Origin of the sequence: Agromyces sp. Root81 (assembly GCF_001429165.1) — a bacterium.
In the GTDB taxonomy this organism is placed as follows: domain Bacteria; phylum Actinomycetota; class Actinomycetes; order Actinomycetales; family Microbacteriaceae; genus Agromyces.
Genome location: NZ_LMIR01000002.1, coordinates 1,720,186 through 1,732,065, shown reverse-complemented (window position 1 = coordinate 1,732,065; position 11,880 = coordinate 1,720,186). Strand labels below are relative to the sequence as shown.

The following is an 11,880-nucleotide window of genomic DNA, read 5'->3' as shown; positions in this document are numbered from 1 at the left end:
CCCATGACCCAGACCAGCATCGGCACCTTCGTCGAGGTCGACACCACCGCGGGCCGCGTTCGCGGCGCCTGGCGCGGCGAGCCCGGCGAGGCATCCGCTTCGGCCGCCTTCCTCGGCATCCCCTTCGCCGAGGCGCCCGTCGGCGAGCTGCGCTTCGCCGCACCCGTGCCGAAGGCACCGTGGGAGGGCGTGCGCGACGCGCTCGAGTTCGGCGCGACCGCGCAGCGCGGCGACCCCGGCGTGACGCTCATCCCCGAGCCGAGCGTGCCCGGCGACTCGACGCTGAACGTCAACGTCTTCACCCCGGCGCCCACGACCGACGCGGCGCTCCCGGTGCTGGTCTGGATCCACGGCGGCGGCTTCTTCGCCGGTTCGCCGGCAAGCCTCTGGTACGACGGCGGGCGCTTCAACCGCGACGGCGTCGTGACCGTGACGATCTCGTACCGCCTCGGCTTCGACGGCTTCGGCTGGATCTCGGACGCGCCGTCGAACCGCGGCGTCCGCGACTGGCTCCTCGCCCTCCAGTGGGTGCAGGAGAACATCGCGTCGTTCGGCGGCGACCCGTCGCGCGTGACCATCGCCGGCCAGTCGGCCGGCGGCGGCGCCGTGCTCACCCTGCTCGGCATGGAGTCGGCGCACCACCTCTTCCAGGGGGTCTACGCGATCTCGGGCGCCCTCGCCGACGTCACGCCCGAGCGGGGCGAGAAGCTCGGCCGTGAGATCGCGGCGGCGGCGGGCGTCGAGCCCACGGTCGCCGGATTCTCCAGCCTGACCGAGGAGCGCATCCTCGAACTGCAGAAGAAGGCGACCGAGCTCGGCCCCGAATCGCTCGGGGACATGATCGAGAAGGGCCTGGCCCTCGGCCCGGCGATCGACGGCGAGCTGCTCACCCGTTCGACGAAGGAATCGCTCGCGGCCGGAGTCGGCGCCGACAAGCCGCTCGTCATCGGCGCCACCGACGACGAGTTCACGATGGCCTTCACCATGGAGGCGAAGAAGCTGCGCTGGATCCCGAAGGGGATGATGCTGAAGAAGCTCGGCATGCCGAAGGCCACGTTGAAGCCCTACCTCGCCGCGAACGCCGAGGTCGCCGGCAAGGGCACCGCCTTCATCGCCGGCCGGTTCCTCACCGACCGCATGTTCCGCACCGCCCTCATCAAGATCGTCGCCCTGCGCGGCGATGCCCCCACCTGGGTGTACCGGTTCTCGTGGCCGTCGGGCACGTTCGGCATCGCCGAGCACTGCATCGACGTGCCGTTCTTCTTCGACTGCCTCGACTCGATCAAGATCACCGAGCTCGCCGGGCCAAACCCGCCGCAGCACCTCGCCGACGAGGTACACGGCGGCGCCGTGTCCTTCATCACGACCGGCGACCCGGGCTGGCCGCGCTACACGGAGCCCGCGCGCGAGACCCGCGTGTACGACACCCCGTCGATCGTCGCGTCCGACGGCTACGCGAGCGTGCGTCCGATCCTCGACATCTGAGTCGGACGCCGAAACGGGGCCTCCGGGTCGCGTACCCCGAATGGGGTACGTGACCGGAGGCTCCGTTGCGCGCATGCTTCTCACATGACAACGGCCGGCGAGACCTCAGTTCCCACCACCACCGGCCCGCTCGACGAGGTGCATCGCGAGCAGTCCGCGCGCCTGGTCGACCATCTGGTCGACCACGGACCGGCGACCCGGAGCGAGCTCGCCGCGGCCACCGGCCTCGGACGCGGCGCGATCGCCGGACTCACCGCTCGGCTGCTCGACGCCGGCGTGCTGCGGCAAGGGTCGGCAGAGGTCACGGGCGATCACCGCACCGCGCCGTTGACGCTCGCCGCGGCCGACCACGTGCTCGTCACCGCCCACCTCGGCCCCGACGATGCGATCGCGACGATCGCCGCGCTCGGCGGCGAGGAGCTCGCCCGCTTCACCGCTCCGCTCCGGCAGGAGACCGCGCCCGACGGCGAGGCGGCCGCCGCGCCGAGCCCGCTCGAACTCCTCGCCGTCGTGCTGGGCCGGGCCATCGCCAGGGCCGAACGCGCCGCGCGGCCGATCGCCGATGTCACCGTGCTCGTCGACGGGGCGGTCGCCGGGAGCCCGTCGGTCGTGCTCACCGACGAGCGGCTCGGCATCGAGCCGGTCGATGTGCTCGGTGAGCTCAGAGCGCGCACGCCCGGGCTCGCCGAGGTCGAGGCGGCCCTGCCCGTGCCGATCGTGCTTGTGCCGACGGCGGTGGCCGCGGCATCCGTCGAACTGAACGGCCCGGCCTCCCGCGACCTGCTCTACATCGCCGGCGACACGGGCATCGTCGGCGCCGCCGTCATCGACGGCCTGCCGATGCGCGGCGCCCACGGCCTCGCCGCGACCTTCGCGCACCTGCCGATCGTGCCGGGCGGCGTGCGCTGCAGCTGCGGACAGCGCGGATGCCTCGTCACCGTCGCCTCCCCCGAGGTCGTGCTCGAGCGGGCCGGCCTCGCCGAGTTCGCGGCCGCCCACGGCCGTCTCGCCGCCCTCGACGAGCTCGTCGTGCGCGTGGACGCCGCCGACGACCGGGCGCGCTGGTCGTGGCTCGACGCGGCGCTGTGGATCGGCCGTTCGCTGCAACTGGTCGCCCCGACGCTCGATCCCGCGACCATCGTCGTCGGCGGATACTGGGCGGCCCTGATCGGCGACATCGAGACCTCGTTCCGCGACAACCGACCGACCGTCGGCGGAGGCGCCCTGGAGTCGATCCCCGCGATCGTGGCCTCACGGCACGGCGGCGAAGCCGCCGTCGCCGGCGCCCGTCGTCAGGCTCGCGACCGCCTGGTCTCCGAGCCGTTGCTGCTCGCGGGCTGAGGCAGCCCCCGGCCGACCCTGCTGCGGATGCCCCAGCCGGTCACGCGCACCATCGCCTCCATCACGATGCCGATACTCATCTTCGACCGACCCCGCTCGCGCTCGACGAAGGTGACGGGCACCTCGACCACGACGAGGCCGGCCTCGCGCGCGTGCCACAGCATGTCGACCTGGAATCCGTAGCCGCGCGTGTGCACGTCGTCGAGGCGGATGCGTCGCAGCGCATCGGCGCGGAACGCCCGGTAACCCGCCGTCGCGTCGCGAGTGGGCAGGCGCAGCACCCATCGCGCGTAGGCGCTGCCGCCGCGGGAGAGCCACTGGCGGCGGCGCGGCCAGTTCTCGATCGAGCCGCCGTCGATCCAGCGGGATCCGATGACGAGGTCGACCGGGGTGCCGGCGCCGGCGCCCGCTCCGGTTCCCGCACCCGCAAGCGCGTCGAGCAGCCGCGCGAGCTGCTCGGGCTGGTGGGAGCCGTCGGCGTCCATCTGCACGATCGGGTCGAAGCCCTCGGCGAGCGCCCACTCGAACGCATCGAGGTACGCCGCCCCGAGGCCGTTCTTCTCGGTGCGGTGCAGCACCTGCACCGAGGCATCCGCCGCCGCGATCTCATCGGCCAGCACACCGGTGCCGTCGGGCGAGGAGTCGTCGACGACGAGCACGGATGCCGCGGGCACGGCCGCACGCACGCGGGCCACGATCGCGGCGATGTTCTCGCGCTCGTTGTAGGTGGGAATCACCACCAGGGCTCGGGTCATCACTCGAATCGTAGTCGCCCGGAGGCCGTGCTCGTGTCAGGCCGCCACCGATGGCCCGGCGAGGGTCAGCGCACGCCCGACATCAGCTTCAGCACACCGCGGCTGCCGACCGCGAGCGCGATGCCGAGCACGATGGCGATGCCGCCGAGCACGCCGAAGTAGACGACCTCGGTGTCGGCCGAGTAGAACGTCGCGAGCTGGCCCGAGATCGCCGTGCCGAGCGAGACCGACAGGAAGAACAGGGCCACCATCTGCGTGTGGAACACCTTCGGCGCGAGCTTCGTCGTCACCGAGAGTCCGACCGGCGAGAGCAGCAGCTCGGCCACGGTGAAGATGAACAGGATGCCGATGATCGCGAGCAGCGGCGTCGAGTTCGGCGCACCGCCGGCGAACGGGATGAACAGCAGGAACGCGACACCCATGATCACCGTGCCGAGCGCGAACTTGATCGGCGTCGACGGCTGCCGGTCGCCGAGCTTCGTCCAGATCGCCGCGAACACGCCCGACAGGATGATGATGAAGATCGGGTTGATCGACTGCACCCACGACACGGGCATCTCCCAGCCGAAGAGGTCGCGGTTCAGCTGCTTGTCGGAGTAGATCGTGAGCACCGTGAACTGCTGCTGGTACAGCGACCAGAAGGCGACGCTCGCGATGAAGAGCGGGATGAAGCCGACTACGCGGCTGCGCTCGACGGTCGAGATGCGGCGGCTCGAGAGGATCACCGCGAAGTACGACACCGCGGCCACGATCACGGAGGCGATGACCCAGGTGACGAGGTTCGTCGCGGTGACGAGGCCGGTGGCGACGAGCACGACGACGGCGGCGACGGCGGCGACCGCGATGCCGATCACGAGGCCGATCCGGTCACGCGGCAGCGGGTTCGGCACCACGGATGCCTCCGCCGGCAGGCGCTTGCGCCCGAACGAGTACTGCGTGAGGCCGATCGCCATGCCCACCGCGGCGAGCGCGAAGCCCCAGTGGAACCCGAGCGTCGACGCGAGCAGCCCCGTGAGGATCGGGCCGAAGAAGGCGCCGAGGTTGATGCCGAGGTAGAAGATCGAGAATCCGGCGTCGCGGCGCGGATCATGCTCGGAGTAGAGGGTGCCGACGACGCTCGTCGCGTTCGCCTTGAGACCGCCCGAGCCGAAGGCCACGAGGATCAGGCCGACCCCGACCCCGACGAACCCGGGAAGGAGGGCGAGCGCGATGTGGCCGGCCATGATGACGATGGCGCTGTAGAACAGCACCCGCTCGCTGCCGAGCACGCGGTCGGCGAGCCAGGCGCCGAGGATCGTCGAGAGGTAGACCCCGCCGCCGTAGGCGCCGACGATGCCGGCTGCTGCGGTCTCCTCCATGCCGAGGCCGCCCTCGGCCACCGAGTAGTACAGGTAGATGAGGAGGATCCCCTGCATGCCGTAGAAGCTGAACCGCTCCCACATCTCGACGCCGAAGATGTTCGCGAGCGACCGCGGCTGACCGAAGAACCCTCGGTCGCCCTTGGTTTCGCGCGGTTCCGAGACCGGTTCGGTGACACTACCCATGGCGGTTAACCCTACCGGAACGGGTTGCCGCGCCCGGGCGGCGGTGGTGGACTGGGCGGGCGGGCGCACCGCGCGCGACGCCCGCGACATCCGTCAGCCGAACCCGGGAGGCACCATGCCGTTCATCACCGTCGGAGCCGAGAACTCGGCACCCATCGAGCTGTTCTACGAGGACCACGGTTCGGGGCAGCCCGTCGTGCTGATCCACGGCTACCCGCTCGACGGGCACTCGTGGGAGAAGCAGTCGCGGGCGCTGCTCGGCGCCGGGTGCCGCGTCATCACCTACGACCGCCGCGGGTTCGGGCGATCGAGCCGGCCGACGACGGGCTACGACTACGACACCTTCGCCGCCGACCTGAACGTCGTGCTCGAGACCCTCGACCTCAGCGACGTCGTGCTCGTCGGGTTCTCGATGGGCACCGGCGAGCTGGGCCGGTACCTCGGCACCTACGGCAGCGGGCGCATCGCGAAGGCCGCGTTCCTCGCCTCGCTCGAGCCGTTCCTGCTGCAGACCGACGACAACCCGACGGGCGTGCCGCGCGAGGTGTTCGACGGCATCGAGCAGGCGGCCACGAGTGATCGTTACCAGTGGTTCGACGACTTCTTCCAGAACTTCTACAACCTCGACGAGACGCTCGGGTCCCGAATCAGCGAGGCGGCGCTCCGCGCCAGCTGGAACGTCGCGGCCGGCTCCTCGTGGTTCGCCTCCTCGGCCGTCGTCGAGACCTGGCTCACCGACTTCCGTGCCGACATCGAGAAGATCGACGTGCCCGCCCTCATCCTGCACGGCACGGCCGACCGGATCCTGCCGATCGATGCGACCGCGCGGGAGTTCGTGAAGCGCCTGCCGGGCGCCGACTACGTCGAGATCGAGGGCGCGCCGCACGGACTGCTCTGGACCAACGGCGAGGAGGTCAACGAGGCGCTCCTCGCGTTCCTCGCGAAGTAGGGCGCTTCGCGGCGGCTGCGAACCGGGGGCAAGCCCCCGTGCGGGCGCCGCAGCGGCCTCGTTAGGGTCGAGAACAGGGCCGCACGGCGCGACCCGAAGGAGAAAGATGATTCACACAGCACCACGCATGATCGCGATCGGCGCCGTCGCGGCGGCGGCACTGGCCTTGAGCGGGTGCGCGTTCCTCGCCCCACCCGAGCGATTCAGCGACGAGGCCACCCTCGGCGAGCAGGTGCACACGATCGAGATCGACCAGCCCGCGGGCAGCGTCACGGTCCGCGGCGACGCGGACGCCACGGAGGTCGAGGTCGCGCGCACGGTCTCGTACCGCGGCGACCGCGAGGTCGGGACGACGTTCGAGATCGACGGCGACGTGCTCGTGCTCAGCGGATGCGGCCGGAACTGCACGGTCGACTACACGATCGCCCTCCCCGCCGGCGTCGACGTGCGCGGCGCGACCTCGAACGGCACGATCGAACTCACGAAGGTCGGCGAGGTCGATGTGTCGACCAACAACGGGCGCATCGAACTCGACGACGTCGCCGGCACGGTCGAGGCCGAGACGAGCAACGGGCGCATCGAGGGCCGGGGCCTCGCCGGGACCGGTGTCCGGGCCTCCACCTCGAACGGCGCGATCGAGCTGCGGCTCGACACCCCGCAGGACGTCGATGCGCGCACCTCCAACGGCGCGATCGACCTCGCGGTGCCGACCGAGGGAGCGGGCTACCGGGTGACGGCCGACACGTCGAACGGCGACGTCGATATCGACATCGACGAGGACTCCGACGGCGAGTTCACGCTCGACCTCGTCACCTCGAACGGCGCGATCCGGGTCACCGGTCGCTGACGGCGAACTCCTCGAGCACCGCGGCGAGCCGGTCGACCGCCCAGTCGAGGTCGGCCTGCTCGACCACGATCGGCGGCGCCAGGCGGATGGTCGAGCCGTGCGTGTCCTTCGCGAGCACGCCGCGGCGCATGAGCGCCTCGCAGGCCTCGCGGCCGGTCGCGAGCGCGGGGTCGATGTCGATGCCCGCCCAGAGCCCTGCACCACGCACCTCGACGACGCCGTGCCCGACGAGCGAGCGCAGTCGCGACTGCAGGTGTTCGCCGAGCACTCGCGCACGTTCCTGCGGCTCACCGCTCGCGAGCATGCGAACGACCTCGAGGCCGACGGATGCCGCGAGCGGATTGCCCCCGAAGGTCGACCCGTGCTCGCCCGGGTGCAGCACGCCGAGCACGTCGCGGTCGCCGACCACCGCGGAGACCGGCACGATGCCGCCGCCGAGCGCCTTGCCGAGCAGGTACAGGTCGGGCACGACCCCGACGAGGTCGCACGCGAACGTCGCACCCACCCGGCCGAGCCCCGACTGGATCTCGTCGGCGATGAGCAGCACGCGGTGCTCGGTGCAGAGCGCGCGGAGCGCAGGCAGGAAGTCCGCCGGAGGCACGACGACGCCGGCCTCCCCCTGGATCGGCTCGACGAGCACGGCGACGGTGTTCTCGTCGATCGCGGACGCCACCGCGGCGGCGTCGCCGTACGGCACCGTGCGGAAGCCCGGCGTGTAGGGCCCGAAGTCGTCGCGCGCATCGGGGTCGTCGCTGAACGAGATGATCGTCGTCGTGCGCCCGTGGAAGTTGCCGGCCATCACGACGATGTTCGCGGCATCCGCTGCCACGCCCTTCACCCGGTAGCCCCAGGCGCGCGCCACCTTGACGCCCGACTCGACAGCCTCGGCGCCGGTGTTCATCGGCAGCACCATGTCCTTGCCGCAGAGCGCCGCGAGTTCGGTCACGAACGGGCCGAGGCGGTCGTTGTGGAACGCACGGCTCGTGAGCGTGATGCGCCCCAGCTGCTCGCGCGCCGCCTCGACGAGCCGCGGGTTGCCGTGCCCGAAGTTCACCGCCGAGTAGGCGGCGAGGCAGTCGAGGTAGCGCCGCCCCTCGACATCCGTCACCCAGGCGCCCTCGCCCGAGGCGACGACCACCGGCAGCGGATGATAGTTGTGTGCCGCGTGTTCGTCTTCGAGGGCGATCGCCTCGGCGGTCGCCGCAGATGCAGAGGTGAGGTCGGTGGCGGTCATCGGCGCAGCTCCAGGGTGCAGCACTTGACGCCGCCCCCGCCGAGCAGCAGCTCGGAGAGGTCGACGCCGATCGGGTGGTACCCGTGTTCGCGGAGTTGTCGTTCGAAGTCGGTCGCGCGCGAGGCGATGACCACGTGGTAACCGTCGCTGAACGAGTTGAGGCCGAGCACCGCGGCATCCGTCTCGTTCACGATGATCGCGTCGGGGAAGCGCGCCTGCAGCAGGGCGACGGATGCCTCGTCGAACGCGCTCGGCAGGTAGGCGATGTGCTCCTGCCTGGGGGTCGGGTCGAGCACGGCGACCGCGGTGTCGAGGTGGTAGAAGCTCGGGTTCACGAGCCGCAGGGTCACGACCTCGCGGCCGAAGATCGCGGCGAGCTCCTCGTGCGAACGCGAGTCGCTGCGGAACCCCGTACCCGCGAGGATGGCGTCGCCGACGAGCAGGAAGTCGCCCTCGCCCTCGTTGATCTCCACAGGCTCGCGCACGTCGAATCCCGCCCGGCGGAACCACTCCATGTACGCCGGCCCCTCGGGCTGACGCTCGGGGTAGGTGAACTTCGCGCCGTACGCGATGCCGTCGATGACGAATCCGCCGTTCGCGGCGTAGACCATGTCGGGCAGGACTGCGATCGGGTCGATGAGCTGCACGTCGTACCCGAGGCCCACGAAGGTGTCGTGGAGCACCTGCCACTGCGCGAGCGCGAGTCCCGTGTCGGTGGGCTCGGCCGGATTCATCCACGGGTTGATGCGGTAGACGACCGTGAAGTGCTCGGGCCGGCACATGAGCACGGTTCGTGCCGTGGGCCGGCGCTCCGGACGGACGGCCGGCTGCTCGGCGAGCTCGGCCGGCCGTTCGGCGGGCTGGCCGCCGGTGGCGATCATCGTCGACATCTCGCTCCTTCGCGGGAGGAGCGGATGCCGCTGGGGGCCCGCGACATCCGCTCGGTGCACAACTCCGACCTACCGGCCGGGCGGCTCGCGATCGCGAGCCTCGGCGACGACGTTCGGGTTCCGCCGCCGCCGAGTCGCCTCTCTCCAGTGTGCTGGCAATCACGGCGCGGTTGGCGGCGTGCTGCGCAACTTTCATGCTCGTTCGGCGGCGCCACGCGGCATCCGTGCATGAATGACCGGGCGGATGGCGCGTCCGCCGCGCAGCCGCCCCTGGTTGCTGCCGGCGCAACCCTGAGGCATGCTGAAAGCGACCCGGTCCGCGCTGCCCGACGCGCCTTCCACCGGGACGGAGCGACGGAGACGGCATGGCTGACACGGACGACGGCTCCGAAACGGAATCCGCTCGCGCGGCCGAGGTCGCCGAGCACGTCGCACGGCTGCAGCGCATCGCCTTCGGCGGCGCGGCATCGGCGGCCGAGCAGCATGACGCGGCCGTCGAGCTCGAGGAGTTGCGACGCACCGAAGCGGATGCCGCGGCGGCGAGTGCCGCCCGCGCGGCACTCGAGCACCACGGCCACGCAGGGCATCCGCCCGACGGGCTGCCCGACGACGAGGCGTCGTCGACCGCATTCGAGCCGCTCGCTCCGTCGCGCGAGACGGATGCCCGCGGCATCCGCTGGGCGATCGTCGCGGGTGCCGTCGCACTCGCGCTCGGCCTCGGCATCGGGTGGCAGCTCGGCGGTCGCTCGGTGGCTCCGTTCGCCGAGCCGACGCCGACGCCGACGGCGAGCCCGGCACCGGGCGCGCCGATGCCGACACCGACCGGACCCGCGACGGTCGCACTCGACGAGACGTCGATGCCCGATGTGCTGGCCCGCCCGCCGGCCGAGACCGACGCCCTCGACGCCGCCTTCATGCAGTCGTACTCACTCGTCGCCGGGAGCGCGAGACGGTTGGTCAGCCGGCCCGACGGGCTCGTGGTCTACGCGGCGAATCGTGAGTCCGAGGTCTGCGTGATCGCGAGCTACTCCGCCGGTTCCAGCGATGGCGGGGTGACCTGCTCCACCTCGCGAACCGTGGACGGCGACGGGCTCAGCACGATCGTCATGGGGAATGCGATCGCGACGACGGTGCGGTGGCGCACCGATGGCGCCGTCGAGCTGATTCCGGTGCCCCCGGTCATGCCCGCCGATGCCGAACCGGAGGAAGCGGAATGACGGACGATCGCCTCGCACAGCTCGAGCGGCTGGCCTACGGTGCCGGTGCGAGCGACGAGGAGCGTGCGAACGCCGCGCGCGAGCTGCACGTGCTGCGCTCTGCGCCCGAGAGCCCCGCGACCGATCCCGAAGGCGCTCCGGCCGAGCATCCGCCGCCGAGGGCGCCGGCACCGAGGCGTCCGTCGCTGAAACACCTGATGGGCGGGCCGACGCGGTCGCCGACCCGCGACGCCGGGTGCGCCGGGTGCGCCGCCTGATCATCGCGGCGACCGCGGCGCTCGTCGTCGGCGTGCTCGCCGGCTGGCAGGCCGGGGCGCGTGAGGCCGGGCTGCAGGCCGAGCACGACGCCGATCTCGCCGCCGCGTCCGCGTCCGCGTTCCCCGGGCCGCGCACCCAGGCCGAGTACCTCGAGTCGCTGCCGGTCGCCGCGGAGTCTCCCGCCTTCGACGTGTTCCTGCGGCCCGCCACGGCCGCAGACGCTCCGGCCGCGGGCCCTGAGATGAACTTCGGCAACGGGCAGCTCGAGTACCGACTCCTCGGAACCAGGGCCGACGGCCTCCCGATCTACGCCGCGCGGGATGATTCCGAGTTGTGTCTCTTCATCGAGTTCGGGACGGACGGCGGGGTGGCGACCTGCACGGACGACGGCCGATTCCCTGCCGAGGGCCTCCGCCTCGACGCATCCATGTACGCCACGTCGAGTCCGAGCATCGTCGTGACCTGGCGCCCCGACGGCTCGCTCACGATGAACATGCTCGCCGGATAGCCCGGGCGGCGCTCCTCAGCCGTTCTTCGCGTCGCGCCAGGCCAGCCAGCGCCGCACCGGGTCGAGGTCGTAGCCCGGCCCGCCGATGCCGATCGTGAACAGCCGCACGCCGCCGGCGTACAGCGCCTCGGCGTGCTCGACGTCCTGCCCCGAGCGGTCCAGCTCGTTCGAGACCGTGATCTCCGAGACATCCCTCCCGACCTCGTCGCCCCAGTGGGCGAGCACGTCGAGCTTGTGCCGCAACTCGTCGGGGGCGACGAAGGAGTGCCAGATGTCGGCGTGCCGGGCGACGATGCGCAGGGTCTTCTGCTCGCCCTTGCCGCCGATCATGACGGGGATCTCGCGCGTCGGTGCCGGGTTCAGCTTCGCCCACCGGGCCTCGATGCGCGGCAGGGCGCCTGCGAGCGCGTTCAGCCGCGATCCCCGGGTGCCGAACTCGTAGCCGTATTCGTCGTAGTCGCGCTCGAACCAGCCGGCGCCCGTGCCGAAGATGAACCGGCCCGTGCCGCCCTTCGCACTGATGTGGTCGAGCGTACGGGCCATGTCGGCCTGCAGGTCGGCGCCCCGGTACGAGTTGCAGTTCACGAGCGTGCCGAACTCGATGCGCTCGGTCTGCTCCGCCCATGCCCCGAGCATGGTCCACGCCTCGAAGTGCAGGCCGTCGGGGTCGCCCGTCAGGGGGAAGAAGTGATCCCAGTTGAAGACGACGTCGACGCCGAGCTCCTCGAGGCGCATCACGGTGTCGCGGATCGCGGGGTACTCGGCGTGCTGCGGCTGCACCTGCACCGCGAGACGAACGGGGGAATCCAGAGGCATCCCACCAGCCTAGAGCGGGAACCCGCGCGAGGCGCA

General features: G+C 71.5%; 12 protein-coding genes. 7 read left to right on the top strand and 5 right to left on the bottom strand.

The genetic code is table 11. The features are described 5' to 3' along the window. The first annotated feature begins 3 nt into the window (after nucleotides 1–3). Entirely contained in the window at nucleotides 4–1,485 is a 1,482-nt protein-coding gene (locus ASE14_RS13255; protein ID WP_056655266.1) for a carboxylesterase/lipase family protein, read from the top strand. An 84-nt stretch (nucleotides 1,486–1,569) separates the two neighbouring features. Further along, the gene (locus ASE14_RS13250) at nucleotides 1,570–2,826 is read left to right on the top strand and encodes an ROK family protein (RefSeq protein WP_056655263.1); all 1,257 of its coding nucleotides are present in this window, start codon (nucleotides 1,570–1,572) and stop codon (nucleotides 2,824–2,826) included. Here ASE14_RS13250 and ASE14_RS13245 read toward each other — a convergent pair. Further along, nucleotides 2,778–3,581, bottom strand: a complete 804-nt coding sequence (locus ASE14_RS13245; RefSeq protein ID WP_056655260.1) for a glycosyltransferase — start codon at nucleotides 3,579–3,581, stop codon at nucleotides 2,778–2,780. The two genes, ASE14_RS13250 and ASE14_RS13245, sit on opposite strands and share 49 nt — an antisense overlap. A 65-nt stretch (nucleotides 3,582–3,646) precedes the next feature. Then, complete coding sequence (locus tag ASE14_RS13240) at nucleotides 3,647–5,125, bottom strand: peptide MFS transporter (RefSeq protein WP_056655257.1); 1,479 nt, start codon at nucleotides 5,123–5,125, stop codon at nucleotides 3,647–3,649. 115 nt (nucleotides 5,126–5,240) lie between these two features. On the opposite strand from ASE14_RS13240, the gene ASE14_RS13235 reads away from it, so the two are divergent. Then, a complete protein-coding gene (locus tag ASE14_RS13235; protein ID WP_056656395.1) occupies nucleotides 5,241–6,074 on the top strand; it encodes an alpha/beta fold hydrolase in 834 nt (277 codons plus the stop codon). A gap of 106 nt (nucleotides 6,075–6,180) precedes the next feature. Beyond that, nucleotides 6,181–6,921 (top strand): DUF4097 family beta strand repeat-containing protein, encoded by a 741-nt coding sequence (locus tag ASE14_RS13230; RefSeq protein ID WP_056655253.1) that lies wholly within the window; start codon nucleotides 6,181–6,183, stop codon nucleotides 6,919–6,921. On the opposite strand, the gene rocD is transcribed toward ASE14_RS13230, so the two are convergent. Beyond that, complete coding sequence (rocD, locus tag ASE14_RS13225; protein WP_056655250.1) at nucleotides 6,908–8,155, bottom strand: ornithine--oxo-acid transaminase; 1,248 nt, start codon at nucleotides 8,153–8,155, stop codon at nucleotides 6,908–6,910. The genes ASE14_RS13230 and rocD overlap by 14 nt on opposite strands. Then, nucleotides 8,152–8,937, bottom strand: a complete 786-nt coding sequence (ddaH, locus tag ASE14_RS13220) for a dimethylargininase (protein ID WP_235511416.1) — start codon at nucleotides 8,935–8,937, stop codon at nucleotides 8,152–8,154. Before ddaH ends, rocD begins: the two co-directional genes overlap by 4 nt. Before the next feature lie 473 nt (nucleotides 8,938–9,410). Here ddaH and ASE14_RS13215 point away from each other — a divergent pair, with 473 nt between their 5' ends. From ASE14_RS13215 to ASE14_RS13205, 3 genes are read left to right on the top strand one after another with little or no spacing between them, the layout of a single operon-like run. Then, a complete protein-coding gene (locus tag ASE14_RS13215) occupies nucleotides 9,411–10,262 on the top strand; it encodes a hypothetical protein (RefSeq protein WP_056655248.1) in 852 nt (283 codons plus the stop codon). After that, nucleotides 10,259–10,519 carry a hypothetical protein gene (locus tag ASE14_RS13210; RefSeq protein ID WP_056655246.1) on the top strand — a complete coding sequence of 87 codons (261 nt, stop codon included), beginning with the start codon at nucleotides 10,259–10,261 and terminating at the stop codon, nucleotides 10,517–10,519. The genes ASE14_RS13215 and ASE14_RS13210 overlap by 4 nt, the downstream gene beginning before the upstream one ends. Further along, on the top strand, nucleotides 10,507–11,028 hold the full coding sequence (locus ASE14_RS13205) for a hypothetical protein (RefSeq protein WP_157372978.1): 522 nt from the start codon (nucleotides 10,507–10,509) through the stop codon (nucleotides 11,026–11,028). Before ASE14_RS13210 ends, ASE14_RS13205 begins: the two co-directional genes overlap by 13 nt. A gap of 15 nt (nucleotides 11,029–11,043) precedes the next feature. Here the strand turns inward: ASE14_RS13205 and ASE14_RS13200 are convergent, their stop codons facing one another. Continuing rightward, the gene (locus tag ASE14_RS13200) at nucleotides 11,044–11,844 is read right to left on the bottom strand and encodes an LLM class F420-dependent oxidoreductase (protein WP_056655240.1); all 801 of its coding nucleotides are present in this window, start codon (nucleotides 11,842–11,844) and stop codon (nucleotides 11,044–11,046) included. Nucleotides 11,845–11,880: the final 36 nt, after the last annotated feature.